Raw genomic sequence first — 16,392 nt, 5'->3', positions numbered from 1 at the left:
CGCGGGGAACCGGTGATATCCGGCCGTCGGGCCAACTGCCCCCGGGAAAAGCGAAGTTGGGCACCCGTGCACCTGTCCTCCGGCACGCCCGTCCGCTACCGTCCCCGTCGCCGCGTCGCACGGGACGGGCGGGGCGCGTGGCGAGGGCCGTCGACTGGGAGGTCGAGCGTGGCAGCGGAGTGGTCTCGTAGGCAGGTACTGGGAGCGGGAGCCGCAGTGACGGGGGCGGCGGTGGCCGGCTCGCTGCTGCCGCCGTCGTTGCAGCAGGCGCTGGCGGCCGACGCGGCGCGGCCGGCGCGGGGCGGGGGAGGGCTGGCGGACATCCGGCACGTCGTCGTGCTGATGCAGGAGAACCGTTCCTTCGACCACTACTTCGGGACACTGCGCGGTGTCCGCGGCTACGCCGACCGCAACGCCGTCGAACTGCCCGGCGGTCGCAGCATCTACGAGCAGCCCGGGCTGCTGGGCCTGGGCACCGTGCTGCCCTTCCCGGTGCGGGCGGCGGCCGCCGCGCAGAAGAAGGACCTGCAGTACATCGGGGCGCTGGACCACAGCTGGTTCGGCGGGGCCGTGGCCTGGCACGGCGGCTGGATGAACGGCTGGGTCACCGCCAAGACAGCCGCCACGATGGCGCATTACGACCGGCAGGACATCCCGCTCCACCACGAACTGGCGGACACCTTCACCGTCTGCGACGCCTACCACTGCGCCATCCACTCCTCCACCAGCCCCAACCGCAACCATCTGGTGAGCGGGTGGACGGGCTTCGAGCCCAACGGCAAACGGGCGGTGGGCAACGACGCCTACGAGGAGGACACCCACACCGGCTACACCTGGACCACCTATGCCGAGCGGCTGGAGAAGGCCGGCCGCAGCTGGCGGGTCTACCAGGAGTGGGACAACTTCACCGACAACAACCTGGAGTTCTACGCCGTCTTCAAGGCGGTCGCGAAGAAGGCCCTGGTGAAGGTGGACGGGGTGCACACCATGACCGCCTTCTACACCAAGGCGGCCGGTGCGGACGAGGCCGGGCGTGCCCGGCTGGCGGCGCTGCTGGAGGAGGGCGTCCGGGGCCTGGACCGCGGCGAGCGGAGCCTGTTCGAGCGGGCGCTGCGGCGAGGTCTGCCGGGCAGCACCGCCACCGCCTTCGCCGCCGACGTGGCGGGCGGCACGCTGCCCGAGGTGTCCTACCTCGTCCCGTCCGCCGCCGATTCCGAGCACCCCGGCGCGTCCTCGCCGGCCGTGAGCGCCACCCTCGTCTACAAGGTGCTGGACGCGCTGGGCGGACACCCGGACGTCTGGCGGCACACCGCGCTCTTCCTCACCTATGACGAGAACGACGGGTTCTTCGACCATGTGCCGCCGCCGGTGCCGCCGCCCGGGACGGACGGGGAGTTCTGGGAGGGGCTGCCGACCGGGCTGGGCATCCGGGTGCCGATGCTGGTCATCTCGCCGTGGTCGGTCGGCGGCTATGCCTGCTCGCAGGTCTTCGACCACACCTCGATCACCCGCTTCCTGGAGCGCTGGACGGGGATCGCGGAACCGAACATCAGCGCCTGGCGGCGTACCGTCTGCGGGGATCTGACCACCGCCTTCGACTTCTCCCGCGGGCGCCGGCAGCCGGCGGTGCACCGGCCGGGCGCGGTCCCGGCGTTCAGCGGGCGCTGGTCACCGTGGCCGCCGCTGCACCAGGCGCTGCCCCGGCAGGAGCCCGGCAGCCGGCCGGCCAGGGCGCTGCCGTACCAGCCGGACGCCGACGGCGGCCTCGACCCGGGCGCCGCGGTCTTCCGGATGGCCGTGCGCAACGCGGGGCGGGCCTCGGCGCATCTGGCGCTCTATCCGTACGCGAAGGAGTGGGACGCGCCGCAGCATCGCGAGGTGCACGGAGCGGGTGAGTGGGATGTCCCGGTAAAGGGGGGTACCTACCGCTTCACGGTGACCGGGCCGAACGGCTTCCGGCGGGAGTTCGCCGGGACGGCGCGGGGCGCGGCCGCGGCCGTCGGCATCGCCACCCGGATCGACGCCGCGCGGCGCACCCTGCATCTGACCGTGACCAACCCCGGCCGCGCCGATCTGACCCTCACCCTCGGACCGCTGGCGTACGCGGACGCGGCCCCGCGCACCGTGACGGTGAAGGCCGGTGCCGTCCGCACCGTCGCGTATGACACCCGGGACGCGCACGGCTGGTACGACCTCGGCCTGACGGTCGCCGAGGACGCGTCCTTCCACCGGCGGCTGATGGGGCACGTGGAGAACGGGGAGGAGTCGGTCACGGGCTGAGGGCGGGCGGTGGAGAGGGGGAAGAGGGGGAAGAGGGGGAAGAGGGGGAAGAGGGGGAAGAGGGGGAAGAGGGGCCGTGCGGGGCGAGCGGGTGCCCGGCCTTCCCGGGATGCGGCGAAGAGTTCCCGCTTTCCCCTTCTGTGGGGAAGTCCACAAAGCGGTCAAAGGATCTTTTCGGGCTGCGACCCTGCTCTGAACAGGTCCGAAACAGGTGGGACGCGCCCTCTCCGGAGGCGCGCGGCAGGCCGCTGTCGCCTCGCACCGTTCACCGTTGCTCCTTCACTGTTGATTCTTCATCGTTCATCCGCGCTCGGCACCACCCGTCCTCGGGAGATATCGACGCACGACCCGGGAAGCAGACGAGGTCCGTGACCGCTCTGGCTCGGTGGTGTCTCAGGCGCCGCATCGTGGTGCTCCTGCTCTGGCTCGCCGCGTTCGCGGGGGTCGCCGTCGCCGCCGGGGTGACGGGCTCCGCGTACTCCAACAACTACGAGGTGCCCGGGACCGAATCCAGCCAGGCCTCCGCCCTGCTGGCCAAGGCGTTCCCCGGGCGCTCCGGTGACAGCGACACCATCGTGTGGCACACGGACGCCGGGACGGTGCGGTCCGGCGCGGTCACCAAGACGATGACGCACACGCTGGAGAAGGTCGCCGGCCTGCCCGGCGTCTCCGAGGTGCGCAGCCCCTACGACCGGCCCGCGGAGGGCACCTCCCACGGGACGGGCGGGCGGCAGATCAGCCAGGACGGGCGCACCGCCTATGCTTCCGTGGTCTTCGACCGGCCCACCGACGAGCTGGACGCCGGCCAGGTCCGCAAGGTCGTCGACACCGCGCAGCGCGCGTCCGGCGACGGCCTGCAGGTCGAACTGGGCGGCGCCGGGATCGCGCTGACCGAGGCGCCGCGCGCCCAGCTGCCGGAAATCATCGGGCTGTGCGCCGCGGCGGTGGTGCTCTTCCTCGCCTTCGGGTCGCTCGCCGCGACCTTCCTGCCGATCCTCACCGCGGTGGCCGCCGTCGGCACCGCCTCGGCCGGCATCTCGCTGCTCAGCCACGCGATGACCGTCGCCGACTTCGCCCCGATGCTCGGGATGCTGATCGGCCTCGGCGTCGGCATCGACTACGCGCTCTTCATCGTCACCCGGCACCGCAAGGGCCTGCGGGCGGGCCTGTCCGTCGACGAGGCCGCCACCCGCGCCGCCGCCTCGGCCGGGCGCGCCGTCGTCTTCGCCGGGGCCACGGTCTGCATCGCGCTGCTGGGCATGCTGATCCTGCGGCTGAGCTTCCTCAACGGCGTCGCCCTCGCCGCCTCGCTCACCGTCGTGCTGACCGTGGCCGCCTCCGTCACGCTGCTGCCGGCGCTGCTCGGGCTGATCGGGATGCGGGCGCTGAGCCGCCGCGAGCGCCGGCAGCTGGCCGCGCACGGACCGCGTCGCGAGCGGACCACCGGCATCGCCGCCCGCTGGTCCGGCTTCGTCGAACGGCACCCCAAGCTGCTGGGCCTGACCGCGGCCGTCGTCATGCTGGTCCTGGCGCTGCCGGCCTTCGGTCTGCATCTGGGCACCTCCGACCAGGGCAACAATCCGGCCACCTCCACCACCCGCAAGGCGTACGACCTGCTGGCGGGCGGTGAGCCGGGCGCGCACGGGGGCAGCGGCTTCGGGCCCGGGTTCAACGGGCCGCTGACGCTCGTCGGCACCCTGGACGGCGCCAAGGACCGGATCGTCTTCGACAAGCTGCCGCACCGGCTGCGGGAGGTGCCCGGCGTCGCCCAGGTCAGCGGCCCCGAGTTCAACGGCGGCCGCGGCACCGGCGTGATCACCGTCGTACCGGACAGCTCACCGCAGTCGAGGCAGACCTCCGACCTGGTGGCCCATCTGCGCGGCGAGGTGCTGCCCGAGGCCGGGCGCGGGACCACGCTCCAGGTGCGGGTCGGTGGCATCACCGCCAGTTACGACGACTTCGCCGGCATCATCGTCGGCAAGCTGCCGCTGTTCATCGGCATGGTCATCGCCCTGGGCTCGGTCCTGCTGCTGTTCGCCTTCCGCAGCATCGGCGTCCCGCTGAAGGCGGCGCTGATGAACATCGCCGCGGTCGCCTCGTCCTTCGGGATCGTCGTCGCGGTCTTCCAGTGGGGCTGGGGCAGCGAGCTGCTGGGGCTGGGCAGCGCCGGGCCGATCGAACCGTTCCTGCCGGTCATCATGGTGTCGGTGCTCTTCGGGCTGTCCATGGACTACCAGGTGTTCCTGGTCTCCCGGATGTACGAGGAGTGGCAGCTGACGGGCGACAACCGGCGGGCGGTACGGGTCGGCCTCACCGAGACCAGCCGGGTGATCAACTCGGCGGCGGTCATCATGATCGCGGTCTTCGCGGCCTTCATCCTCAGCGGCGACCGGACCATCGCCATGTTCGGCATCGGCCTGGCCTCCGCCGTCGCCCTGGACGCCTTCGTGCTCCGTACGCTGCTGGTGCCCGCCCTGATGCACATGCTGGGCGGCGCGAACTGGTGGCTGCCGTCCTGGCTCGGCCGGTGGCTGCCCCGGATCAGCATCGAGCCGCCGCCGGAGCGGCCGGCCGCCGTGCACCCGCAGGGCGGCCCGCGGGACGGCGAGAAGCCGCTGGTGGAAGCCTGAATCAGGGCTGCCGTCCGCCCCGGGGCGGACGGTCCGCACGGCGCGCCGCCGCCCGTCAGCCGCCTGCCGGAGCCGTTCTCATCCGACTCTCAGACACGGCACCTACGGTCGCGCCCATGGGAACGACCAGGACGACCGAAAAGCGAACCGACGAGACGACCGTGCCGGCGCAGACCGCCACGGAGACCGACGCGGCGACGGACACTGCTGCGATCCCGGAGACCACCGAGGCGGAAGCGGCTGCCAAGGCCGCCGCCAAGGCGGACGAACAGCCCGATGACAACGCGGCCCTCGCCGAGCAGGACGAGGACAGCGAGCGGGACGAGGAGGAGGCTGACGGCGGGGTGGACGGGAAGGCCGCGCCCGCACGGGCCACCGGCGCGGTCGCCGCCGGCGCCGGCGCCGTGGTCGCCGCGGGGCTCGGCCTCGCCTCCGTGACCGGCACCTGGCTGGGCACGCTGATGGCCGAGCGGCAGACCCTGATGGGCCAGATCAACCTCCAGACCGGCAAGACCAGGGACCAGATCGCCGCCGTCTACGGCACCCCCTGGCACACCACCGCGCTGGTCAACGGCGTTTTCGCGCTGCTCGCCGTGATCGCCGCCGTGGTGGTGCTCACCGGCCGCCGCGCCACCTGGGTGCGGGCCGTCGCCTGGGGCGGGCTGGCGCTCGGCGTCCTCGGGATCCTGATCTCCGCCGGCATGTACCTCGACCTGTTCGCGAACATGCCCGTCGTCCCGAAGGGCGCCGGAGCCGGCGGCGGCCCCGCGGCCCCGTAAGGAGCCATGGCCAACGGGCCGCCGACGGAAGACCCACCGGTTCTGCCGGTGGGTCTTCGCCGTTCCTGGGGGCGGGGGCCGGCGGTCCGGCGCACCGGGGCGGTGCGCGGCGGCGGGCACGGCGACCGGCGGCGGCCGCAGACGGCGTCGCCGTTATCCACAAGCCGATTGTGGCGCACACCTCACCGATCTAGCATGGGTAACTACCCTGTGTAGGTAGCTGGTTGACCGGGAGGTGAGACCCGCGAACAACTCCGTCGACCCCCCCGTCCTTCCCCGACGACGCCGGTGCGGACTACTTCATCCGGGAGTACCGCACCGCCGTGAACCCCGCCCGGCGGGACCTCCTGGAGAACAAACCGCCGCTGCTCATCCTCAGCCCGCCTGCGGACCGTACGAGCGCCCGCACCCGCCGGGTCCTGGAGGCGCTGCGCTGGGCCCTGGGCCCCGAGCACAAGCGGGTCCCCCATGTCGTGCTGCACGCCGAGGACGACGTGCCTCTCCTGAGCATGCAGGCGGGCGCCGGGCTCGGCTTCGACGTGCCCCGGAACTCGGCACCGGACCGGTTCCCCCACTTCTGGCTGATGGCGGACGTCGTCGGCCACATACAGGAGAGCCGCCCGGGCAGCGGCGGCCTCGGGGCGCGGAAGTTACGCGACCACGTCTACCGCCGGCGCGCCGAACGGGGTGGGCTGCCCGGCCTCCTGTGGCACATGGGCGGCACGGACACCGCACCGATCGGCGGCGTGCGCGGCTTCTTCGTGGGGCTCGTGTGGCACTCGCTGACCCGCACACTGCCCCGATGGGTCTGGGCGCGGCGGCAGAACCGACGGCTCGTGAGATCCAAGCGGAGCGGCTGGCTCGGCCGCCATCTCAATGCGACCGCCGGCGGAGCGCCGGTGTTCGAACTCCTCGACCAGGTGGGGGCCCGTCAGTCCCCCCGGCTGCATCTGGAACCCGGCCACCCCCGGCACAAGGAGGGCCTCGCCGCCCTCGAACTCCTCTTGCTGCGCGCCCTGCTGGAGGATCTGCACAAGCCTGCCGTGGGTCCCGTGCTGCCCAAGCGCCGCCGACGGGTGTCCCGCCCGGTGCTGCTGGTGGAAATCCCGCCGGCGGGAGCCCCGGGGGCCGATGCGGCGGAGCGCTTCCTGCGCGCGTTCCACACCCTGCAGTCCGGTCTTGAGGGGCCGGGCCCGCTCGTCATCGCGGTCGGCAGGCCCTCCGGTGCGCTGCAGGCGGAGCTGGGCGTCGAACGCACCAATCTCCGCCGCGCGAGCACCCTGCTCCACTCCGGCAACCCGCGGCCCGTCGTGGTGCCCCTGGAGGAGGAGCCCTTCGGGCGGCCGGGGCTGCAGATCCCCCCGGTGCAGCCGCGGAAGTTCAGGATGGGCTGGCGCGCCGTGACCGCCCTGGAGATCGCGGTGCTGGCCGCGGCCATGGCGGCCGGCACGACCGCCCCCAGCCTCTGGGAGCGGCCGCGGAACACCCGGTGCGCCGGCGGGGACGATCCGGTCGCGGCGGCCGGACAGAAGCAGCGGATCGAGATCAAGCCGACGCAGTGGCGTGCCGACGCGCAGAACCGGATCACGACCCAGAACCGGCGGGCGGAGGGGTACGGGCGGTGCGGACCGTCGTGCTCTTCGTGCCGAGCCCGCCGGCGGACGTGCAGGACACCATCTTCGACGGGACCATCCCCGAAATGCGCGGCATCGCCATGTGGCAGAAGCGGCTGAACGACGACGCCCGTTCGGACGACACCCGGGTGCCGCTGCGGGTGGACGTACGGTCGGCCGGTCCCGGCTACCGCGACGTGGTCGCCGCCGTGGACGACCTCGTCAAGGAAGTCGGGCAGGAGGACCACGGCAAGGACTACGCGAAGGTCGTCGGCGTCCTCGGCTTCGCACAGAGCACGACGCAGACACGGGACGCGGTGGAACGGCTGGGCAGGGCGGACATCCGGATGCCGACGATCGGCACGACCGCGACGGCGGACGAGATGCAGCGGAGCGAGACGTTCTGGCCCCTCGCCCCGGAAAACAGCCAGGAGGCGCGGATCGCGGCCGACTTCGCCTCGCAGGCCAACATCGTCGCGGACACGGGAAGCCCGAGGCACCCGCGGCATGTGTTCCCGCCGAACAGGCCGTGATCGTGCAGAATTCCGGCGACCTCTACAGCAAGAGCCTCGCCGACAAGTTCCGGGATTCCTTCAAGGGGGACGAGGACGTCATCAACTTCGCCCAGGGCTCCTCACTGGTCGATACGCCCCCGGGCACCCAGAAGGCGAGCTCGCCGGACCGGCTGGCCGGCCAGGTGTGCACGGCCCTGCAGAAAAACCCGGCCACCGTCGTGTACTGGACCTCGCGCGCACGGGACTTCACGGCCTTCGCCAACGCATGGGACGCCAAGGGGACCTGCGGCGAGAACCGTCTCACCGTGCTCGGCGGCAACGAGCTGACGAATGTGGCGCTGACGGGGGAGTACCACAACAAGACCTGGCTACGGCTGTACCACTCCGCGCACCGCCTGCCCGAGGGAGACCCGCACGTCAGCGAGAAGACGCAGGACTTCATCAACGGCTACCACCGCACGTACCCCAAGGACCCTTGGCTGCAGGACGGCCAGTCCGCGGTCGCCTACGACGCGTTCCACGCGCTGTCCATGGCGGCGGACGACGCGCATGCGGGCGCTTTTGTGGACCGGGACGCCCTCGTGACCGGGTTGAAGAGCGGCGAGAGATTCGACGGCGCCACGGGCTTCGTGGACTTCTCCGCGGACAGCAACGAACCTCCGCAGCACAAGACCCTGGTGATCCTCAAGCAGGCGCCTGAGGGGCCCAGAACGGTGGTCGTGTGCGGGGCTTACGGCCCGTCGGCGGAGCCCGGAAAGCAGGGCGCGCCGTGCCCTCACTGACACGCTCCGCCATCGCTTCCCGGGATACCTAGGGCACACACCCGCCCTCCCTAGGCATCCCCCCGCCTCCCGGCGCCGGATTCTAAGGACCATGGCGGCGTGCACATCGGGAACCTTCCCGATGTGGCGGACCCCCCTTGGCGACGAGGCTTGAGCACATCGACAAGCCGTCGAGGCAGCACCACACCACCTCACCGTCGTCAGGGAGACACCGTGTTCCACTCCGAGCTGGAGATCCGCATCCGTCACGAAGAGCTGCGCCGCGCGGCCGACCGGGAGCGTCTGGCGCGTGAGGCGATCGCCGGCCGCGGCGCCGCCGCCCACCCCGGGGGCGATGAACCGGAACGGCGGGTGAGGGCACGGGGCCGGTGGGCGCGGGTCCGCCGCGCCACCGCCTGACCGGGCGCCGCCCGTGACACCCACCGCGCCGGCCACGCCGCCGGACCGCACACCGCCCGCCCGGCCCCTGGTGCTCCCCGCACCGGGCCGGGCGTTCCGGCTGCCGAAATCCACTGCCGGACTGTCAGACCCCTGTGCGATGCTCAGCGGCGTGGAGACCAGGTCCGTCAGTCCCGTGTTCGTCGGCCGCGCGGCCGAACTCACCGCGCTCGGCGCCGCGCTCGCCCGCATCGCGGCGACCGGCGAGCCGCAGGCCGTGCTGATCGGCGGGGAGGCCGGCGTCGGCAAGACCCGCCTCATCGAGGAGTTCTGCGAGGCCGCCCGCGGCCAGGGCGCGCTCGTCGCGCTCGGCGGCTGCATCGAGATCGGCTCCGAGGGCCTGCCCTTCGCCCCGTTCTCCGCGATCCTGCACACCCTCAACTGGCATCTGCGCGACGAACTGGCCGCCGCCGTCGCCGGCCAGGAGGGCGAACTCGCCCGGATCCTGCCCGAATTGGGGGAAACGCCCGGCGGGGTGCACGACGAGGAGATCGGCCGCGCCCGCCTCTTCGAGCTGACCGCGCGCCTCCTGGAGCGGCTCGCCGCCCACCGCACCCTCGTCCTCGTCGTCGAGGACCTCCACTGGGCCGACCGCTCCACCCGCGAACTGCTCGCCTACCTCCTGCGGGCCCTGCACGACGCCAACGTCCTGCTGGTGGCGACCTACCGCTCCGACGACATCCACCGCCGCCACCCGCTGCGCCCCTTCCTCGCCGAGATCGACCGGATGCGCACGGTCCAGCGCATCGAGCTGGCCCGCTTCACCCGCGACGAGGTCCGCTCCCAGATCGCCGGGATCAACGGCAGCGCTCCCGAGGAGGACACCGTCGACCGGGTCTTCAAGCGCTCCGAGGGCAATGCCTTCTTCGTCGAGGAACTGGCCCGTGGCCTCGCCGACGGCTGTCTGCACGGCCTGAGCGACCCGCTGCGCGATCTGCTGCTGGTGCGCGTCGAGGCGCTCCCCGAGGACGCCCAGCGGGTGGTGCGCACGGCCGCCGAGGGCGGCTCCACCGTCGAACACGAACTCCTCTCCGCCGTCTGCCAGATGCCCGAGGACGACCTCATCGCGGCGCTGCGGGCCGCCGTCGGCAGCAACACCCTGGTGCCCACCCAGGACGGCAAGGGCTACCGCTTCCGGCACGCCCTCGCCCGCGAGGCCGTCGTCGACGATCTGCTCCCCGGGGAACGCACTCGCCTCAACCGCCGCTACGCCCAGGCCCTGGAGGCCAACCCCGCGCTGGTCCGCGCCGACCTCTGCGCCGCCCGCCTGGCCAGTTACTGGTACAAGGCCCATGACGCCGCCAAGGCGCTGCCCGCCGTCCTCGCCGCCTCGGTCCAGGCCCGCCGCCGCCACGCCTACGCCGAGCAGCTGCGGCTGCTGGACCGCGCCCTGGAGCTGTGGGACGACGCGCCCCCGGAGGTCCGCCACGGGGTCCGCCCCGTCGACTACACCGAGGCCTACCCGGCCTGCGGCTGCAACGACGACGCCCTGCGCTTCCTCGATCTGCTCGCCGAGATCGCGGTGGCCGCCCGCCTGTCCGGCGACGCCGAGCGGGCCTTCACGATCACCAAGCGCGCCCTGCGGGCCCTGCGCGGCGAGAGTGACCCCCTGCGCACGGCGTGGTTCCTGATGCAGCGCTCGCGGCTGTGCCAGGGCACCGGCCGCGGCGACGGCTGGGAGGACCTGGGCACCGCCCAGGAGCTGGTCCGCGGCCTGCCGCCGTCCCCCGTGCACGCCGCCGTGATGGCGTCCGTCGCCAGCTGGGCGATGCTGCACGAACCGGGCCCCGGCACCTTCACGACCGCCGAACGCGCCGTGGAGCTCGCCCTGTTGGTGGGCGACGAAGAGGCCGAGCTCAACTCCCTGGTGACGCTGGGGAGCCTGCGGGTGGACGCCGGGGACGTCGAGGCGGGCCTCGCGGAGCTCCGCTCGGCCCTGGAGCGCGCCGTCGACCGCGGCTACTTCAGCATCGTCGGGCGGGGCCACGTCAATCTCCCGTCCGTCCTGGAGAGCATCGGCCGCTCCCGCGAGGCCGTCGAGGTCACCGAACAGGGCGTCGAACTCGCCACCCGCTACGGCCTCAAGGACCGCACCAGCTGGGTGCTGGGCAACCGCGCCGAATCGCTCCAGTCGCTGGGCCGCTGGCAGGAGGCGGGCCGGGCCGCCGCGGACGCGCGCCGCTTCGCCCAGAGCCCCCGGTCGCTCGCGCTGGCCGCGAACCGCCTCACCCACCTCGCCCTGGACCGCGGCGACCTCGCCGAGGCCGAACGGGAACTCGCCGTCACCCGCGAGCACTACGGAACCCACGACCCCCAGCCCCAGCACACCCTCCCCATGGCCCGGCACGCCCTGCGGATCGCCGCCCGCCAGGGCCGCCTCCTCGACGCCCGGTCCCTCGCCGAACGGGCCCTGGGCGACGGGTTCCCGCCCGGCACCCAGCGCTACGCCTGGCCGCTGCTGTGGTCGGCCGCCGCCGTGGAGTCGGACGCCCGGGGTCTGCCGGCCGCGGGGCCGGGACGGGCCGCCTTCCTCGACCGCGTCCGGCAGGCCGCCAAGCGGCTGCCCCGGCTCCTGCCGGTCTCGGTGGCGTACGGCCTCGCGGTGGACGCCGAACTCCGCCGCGCCGAGGGCCGCGAGAGCCCGGACGCCTGGGCCGACGCGGTCGCCGCCTTCGAACCGCTGGAGCGCCCGCACGAGCTCGCCCGGGCCTGCTACCGCTGGGCCGAATCACTGCTCCAGGCCGGTGAGCGGGCCGGCGCCGGGCTGCAGGGCCGCACCCCGCGCGAGGCCGCCGTCCTCGTGCTGGCCCAGGCGCACACCGCCGCGGTCACGATGGGCGCCCGTCCGCTGGCCGAGGAGATCGCACTGCTCGCCCAGCGGGCCCGCGTTCCCCTGCCGGGCCTGATACCGGCCGACGGCGCCGGTGGCGGCGGCAAGGGCGACGGCGATGGCGGCGGCCGTGGCAAGGCCGAGGAGCCCGCCCCCGCCGCCGCACTCGGGCTGACCCCGCGCGAACGCGAGGTGCTCAGCCTGGTCGCCGACGGGCGCAGCAACCGCCAGATAGCCGACGCCCTGTTCATCTCGCCGAAGACCGCCAGCGTCCATGTCTCTCACATCCTCGCCAAGCTGGGCGTCTCCGGCCGCGGCGAGGCGGGGGCGGTGGCCCACCGCCTGCGTCTCTTCGGCGAACCGGTGCCGGGGGTGTCCGTCCGGGGTGCGTGACGCCTCACCCGGGCGGCGGGAGCGCGCGGCCGGGGCGGGAGTCCTGCGGGTCAGCCCGGACGGGCCCCGCCTGGCCCTGGTCCGCCGTGTCCTGCTGCTGTTGCGGCGCCTTGACGACCACGGTCCCCGAGGAGAGGTCGATCGGCCCCTTCGAGGGGTCGGCGTCCCCCACGTCATCGACGACCAGCGTCATCTTCTGCCGCTCGTCCTCGGTGTGCTGACGGCCCGGCGCGAACAGCTCTTCCACGACATTGAACATGGTGCCTGTCCCCTCTGCGGTGTGACGTACACCCGTCCCCCCGTACCCGAGTGTAGGCAGGCCACCCGAAAAGGGGATCAGCCGGATCAGCTCACCGTGAGGCGGAGGATTCGGTCATCGCCCTTGCGCGGCGTGCCCCGGCCGTCCGTGTTGCTGGTGACCAGCCACAAGGTGCCGTCGCCGGCCGCCACGACCGTCCGCAGTCGTCCGTAGGTGCCTCGGAGAAAGGCCTGCGGGGCCGCCACCGGCTCGGTCCCGTTCAGCGGGATCCGCCACAGCCGTTCGCCGCGCAGCGAGGCCATCCAGATCGAGCCCTTGGCGTAGGCGATGCCGCTGGGCGAGGCATCCGCGGTCCGCCACTCCTCGACCGGGTTCACGAACCCCGAACCCGCCGCCTTGCCGCTGGCCTTGCCCTCGGCCTCGGGCCAGCCGTAGTTCCTGCCCGGCTCGATGAGGTTGAGCTCGTCCCAGGTGTTCTGGCCGAACTCCGAGGCCCACAGCCGCTTGTCGCCGTCCCAGGCCAGCCCCTGCACATTGCGGTGGCCGTAGTCGTACACCACCGAGTCCGCCTCGGGGTTGCCGTGCGCCGGCTCACCGTCCGGCGTCATCCGCAGGATCTTGCCGGCCGGGGACTTCTTGTCCTGGGCGAGCCCCGTGTCGCCGGTCTCGCCGGTGCCGGCGTAGAGCATCCGGTCCGGGCCGAAGGCGATCCGGCCGCCGTTGTGGATCTCGCCCTTGGGGATGCCCTTGAAGATCGTGTCGGGTGCGCCCAGCTGATTGCCCGGCGGGCGCTTGTCGTCGTAGACCATGCGGGCGATGCGGTTGTCGGACGCGGTGGTGAAGTAGGCGTACACCAGATGGTCGGTGCCGAACGACGGGGACACCGCGATCCCCAGCAGACCGCCCTCGCCGCCCGGGTCCACGCCCGGAACCGACCCCAGCTCGGTGATCTTCCCGTTCTTCGCCGAGACCCGGACGATCTTCCCGGTGTCACGGGAGGAGACCAGCAGGTCCCCGCCCGGCAGCACCGCCACGCCCCAGGGCGACTTCAGCCCCTTCACCAGGGTGGCGGTCACCTTCACCGAGCCCTTGGCGGGCGGCGCGGCGGACGACGGGGTGGCGCCCGGCGAGGCGGCGCCGCTGTGCGCCGGGCCTGCGGAGGCCCCGCCGCCCCGGGGCGCTGTGCCACCGGAGGAGCAGCCCGCTGCCAGGAGCAGTGAAGCGGTGGCCAACACGGCGGTGTGGGTACGGCGTTGCACGGCAGGGTCCTCTCGTCGGCGGGGCGGGCACCACCCCACCACATCGCACCGCCCGACGCCCGTGCCCCGGCCGTTGCGGAGCCACTCCCACCGGCCATGATCCCGCGGACGGCCGGACCGCGCCCCCGCGGCGCGCACACGCGTCCGGAGGCATCCGGCGGAACCGGGCCCCCGGGGCGTGTCCGCAACATCCCGCCCGGCTCCGGGCGGACGACGGGACTGTGCGGGCCCTAGTACCAGGACCCGCGCGCCGGCGGCAGCGCGGCGATCTCCGCCAGGTCCTCGCGGGTGAGCGTCAGCTGCGCCGCCTCGGCGTTCTGCGCGGCCCAGCGTTCCTTCTTCGTGCCGGGCACCGGGACGACGTGCCGGCCCTGCGCCAGCGCCCAGGCCAGTGCCACCTGCCCCGGCGTCGCGCCGTGCCGCGCGCCGACCCGGCGCAGCCCGACCACCACCGGCTGGTTCGCGGCCATCATCTCGGCGGTGAAGCGCGGGTGACGGGCCCTTATGTCCTCCGGCTCGAAGCCCTGCCCCGGGGTGAGGGTGCCGGTCAGATAGCCGTTGCCCAGCGGCATCGCGGCCAGGAAGCCCACGCCCCGCGACGCGCACCACGGCAGCAGCTCCTCCAGCGCCTCCGGCGACCACACCGACAGCTCGGCCTGCACGCTGCTCACGGGGAACACCTGCTGGATCCGCTCCAGTTGGGCCAGCGTGCCGTCGTGCATCCGGGAGCGCCGCCGCGGCCCGCCGCCGGCCGGCCGCCGCTCCGTACGGCCCGCGCGAGCCGGCCGCGTCGCCCGCGCGCCCACCGCACACAGCCCCAGCGACCGCACCTTCCCGGCCGCCACCAGCTCCGCCATCGCCCCCCAGGTCTCCTCGATGGGCACCTCGGGATCGGCCCGGTGGAGCTGGTAGAGATCGATCCGGTCGGTCTGCAGCCGCCGCAGCGAGGCGTCACAGGCACGCCGGACGTAGCCGGGCCGCCCGTTGGCGACGATGTGCTGCTCGCCCACCAGCAGACCGCACTTGGTCGAGACGAACGCCTCCGCCCGCCGCTCCTTGAGCACCCGCCCCACCAGCAGCTCATTGAGGAACGGGCCGTACATGTCGGCGGTGTCGAGCAGGCTGCACCCCCGGTCCAGCGCGGTGTGCACGGCCCGCAGCGAGCTGTCCAAGCTGCGCTGCGACTCGGTGTACCCCCAGCTCATCGGCATACAGCCGAGTCCGATGGCGCCCACTTCGAGGGCCGCCGCACCGATTGTCCTGCGCTCCACCTGGTTGTGCCTCCATCCCCTCGCCCCCGCTCAAGGGCCAGACCAAACTAACGTCTGAGCAGAACATCTCTTCGCATAGCCTGCGGTCATGGCAACCGCAGACCGGCGCACCGAGGCGCATGACGTATGGCTCCCGATCCCGCCCGACGAGATCGAGGGGCTCCCCGGCGGCCTCCGCTACGTCCACTGGGACGCCGGCCCCGACTACCCGGCCGACCCGGAGCGGTGCGTCTTCTACGCGGTCCCCTATATGAAGGACCCGGAGGTGAGCCTGCGCCCGCTGTCCCGGATGAGCCGGGTGCGGGTGGTGCAGGCCCTCACGGCCGGTATCGAGCACATGCTGCCGGGGCTGTCCCGGATGCCGTCGGGTGCCCGGCTGTGCAACGCCCGCGGGCTGCACGACGCCAGCACCGCGGAGCTGACGCTGACGCTGATCCTCGCCGCGCTGCGCGGCGTTCCCGACTTCGTACGGGGCCAGGACGCGGGGGAGTGGCGGCCGGACCTCCGGCCCGCGCTTGCCGACAAATCGGTCCTCATTGTGGGCTATGGTTCGATCGGCAGTGCCATCGAAGACCGGCTCACACCTTTTGAATGTGCGCGGGTGGTGCGCATCGCACGCACCGCGCGTGACACTGTGCGCGGCCCCGTGCATCCACTCTCCGACCTGTCCGCCCTCCTGCCCGACGCGGACGTCGTCGTGCTGGCGGCCCCGCTCACCGAAGCGACGCGTGGCCTGGTCGGACGCGATTTCCTGGCGCGGATGAAGGACGGCGCACTGCTGGTGAACATCGCGCGCGGCGGCATTGTCGACACCGCGGCACTGCTCGCCGAACTCCAGTCCGGGCGCCTGCGCGCGGCGCTCGATGTCACCGATCCGGAACCCCTGCCCGCCGGGCATCCGCTGTGGCACGCTCCCGGCGTGCTCATCACTCCACACGTCGGCGGCCCCAGCTCTGCCTTTCTGCCCCGTGCGAAGCGGCTGCTGAGGGATCAGTTGACGCTTTTCGCGGCCGGCGAGCCCCTGCGGAACGTGGTCGCCACCGCCGGCTGAAGCGGTCGCGAGTAGCGCTACGAGTCCGTAAGACTGCGGGGAGTATTCGCAATTCCGCCCCCAGTCACGCTCCGTAGAGACGCTATGTCCCTGAGTGACGGAACTGGTGTATCGTCCGAGCGGGGACGACGCCGGGAAGGACACGGCGCGATGCGAAGGATCCGGGACTCGAGGGGGGCGACGGGCGATGTACGACCGATGGACGATGCGCGAGAAGCGCGATCCACGAGCGCCCGCGGGGATACTGCAAGGCCCCCAGGAGCGCCGCTCGCGACGGCGCCCGGTGCGGGTG

12 protein-coding genes are annotated in these 16,392 nt (G+C 73.0%); 9 read left to right on the top strand and 3 right to left on the bottom strand.

Going from position 1 to position 16,392, the window contains the following annotated elements:
* Positions 1-168 precede the first annotated feature (168 nt).
* The 8 genes from OIU81_RS10410 (at position 169) to OIU81_RS10375 (ending at position 12,260) form a co-directional block, all read left to right on the top strand.
* Positions 169-2,280, top strand: coding sequence for a phosphocholine-specific phospholipase C (locus tag OIU81_RS10410; RefSeq protein ID WP_329146117.1), 2,112 nt, complete (start codon positions 169-171; stop codon positions 2,278-2,280).
* A 368-nt stretch (positions 2,281-2,648) separates the two neighbouring features.
* Positions 2,649-4,910, top strand: coding sequence for an MMPL family transporter (locus OIU81_RS10405; protein ID WP_329146115.1), 2,262 nt, complete (start codon positions 2,649-2,651; stop codon positions 4,908-4,910).
* 116 nt (positions 4,911-5,026) lie between these two features.
* A complete protein-coding gene (locus tag OIU81_RS10400; protein ID WP_329146113.1) occupies positions 5,027-5,689 on the top strand; it encodes a hypothetical protein in 663 nt (220 codons plus the stop codon).
* Positions 5,690-6,012: 323 nt separating this feature from the next.
* Entirely contained in the window at positions 6,013-7,422 is a 1,410-nt protein-coding gene (locus OIU81_RS10395) for a hypothetical protein (RefSeq protein ID WP_329146111.1), read from the top strand.
* Positions 7,389-7,835: a hypothetical protein gene (locus OIU81_RS10390; protein ID WP_329146109.1), complete on the top strand. Its 447-nt coding sequence runs from the start codon at positions 7,389-7,391 to the stop codon at positions 7,833-7,835. Before OIU81_RS10395 ends, OIU81_RS10390 begins: the two co-directional genes overlap by 34 nt.
* Positions 7,832-8,599, top strand: coding sequence for a hypothetical protein (locus OIU81_RS10385; RefSeq protein WP_329146107.1), 768 nt, complete (start codon positions 7,832-7,834; stop codon positions 8,597-8,599). The genes OIU81_RS10390 and OIU81_RS10385 overlap by 4 nt, the downstream gene beginning before the upstream one ends.
* Before the next feature lie 213 nt (positions 8,600-8,812).
* Positions 8,813-8,998: a hypothetical protein gene (locus OIU81_RS10380; RefSeq protein ID WP_329146105.1), complete on the top strand. Its 186-nt coding sequence runs from the start codon at positions 8,813-8,815 to the stop codon at positions 8,996-8,998.
* A gap of 139 nt (positions 8,999-9,137) precedes the next feature.
* A complete protein-coding gene (locus OIU81_RS10375) occupies positions 9,138-12,260 on the top strand; it encodes a helix-turn-helix transcriptional regulator (RefSeq protein ID WP_329155014.1) in 3,123 nt (1,040 codons plus the stop codon).
* A gap of 4 nt (positions 12,261-12,264) precedes the next feature.
* Here the strand turns inward: OIU81_RS10375 and OIU81_RS10370 are convergent, their stop codons facing one another.
* From OIU81_RS10370 to OIU81_RS10360, 3 genes are all read right to left on the bottom strand, one after another.
* Entirely contained in the window at positions 12,265-12,519 is a 255-nt protein-coding gene (locus OIU81_RS10370) for a DUF6191 domain-containing protein (RefSeq protein WP_329146103.1), read from the bottom strand.
* A gap of 86 nt (positions 12,520-12,605) precedes the next feature.
* Positions 12,606-13,778: a PQQ-dependent sugar dehydrogenase gene (locus OIU81_RS10365; protein ID WP_329146101.1), complete on the bottom strand. Its 1,173-nt coding sequence runs from the start codon at positions 13,776-13,778 to the stop codon at positions 12,606-12,608.
* Between the two features lie 230 nt (positions 13,779-14,008).
* Complete coding sequence (locus OIU81_RS10360; RefSeq protein ID WP_329146099.1) at positions 14,009-15,049, bottom strand: aldo/keto reductase; 1,041 nt, start codon at positions 15,047-15,049, stop codon at positions 14,009-14,011.
* 88 nt (positions 15,050-15,137) lie between these two features.
* On the opposite strand from OIU81_RS10360, the gene OIU81_RS10355 reads away from it, so the two are divergent.
* Positions 15,138-16,100 (top strand): 2-hydroxyacid dehydrogenase, encoded by a 963-nt coding sequence (locus OIU81_RS10355; protein ID WP_329146097.1) that lies wholly within the window; start codon positions 15,138-15,140, stop codon positions 16,098-16,100.
* Positions 16,101-16,392: the final 292 nt, after the last annotated feature.

Source organism: Streptomyces sp. NBC_01454, from assembly GCF_036227565.1.
In the GTDB taxonomy this organism is placed as follows: domain Bacteria; phylum Actinomycetota; class Actinomycetes; order Streptomycetales; family Streptomycetaceae; genus Streptomyces.
Note: the sequence above shows the minus strand (reverse complement) of the source record. Positions and strands in the feature narration are given on the sequence as shown.

Coding starts and splice junctions, on each gene's coding strand:
- OIU81_RS10355 (WP_329146097.1), top strand. CDS start 15,138: ATGGCAACCGCAGACCGGCGCACCGAGGCGCATGACGTATGGCTCCCG.
- OIU81_RS10370 (WP_329146103.1), bottom strand. CDS start 12,519: ATGTTCAATGTCGTGGAAGAGCTGTTCGCGCCGGGCCGTCAGCACACC.
- OIU81_RS10375 (WP_329155014.1), top strand. CDS start 9,138: ATGCTCAGCGGCGTGGAGACCAGGTCCGTCAGTCCCGTGTTCGTCGGC.
- OIU81_RS10400 (WP_329146113.1), top strand. CDS start 5,027: ATGGGAACGACCAGGACGACCGAAAAGCGAACCGACGAGACGACCGTG.
- OIU81_RS10390 (WP_329146109.1), top strand. CDS start 7,389: ATGCGCGGCATCGCCATGTGGCAGAAGCGGCTGAACGACGACGCCCGT.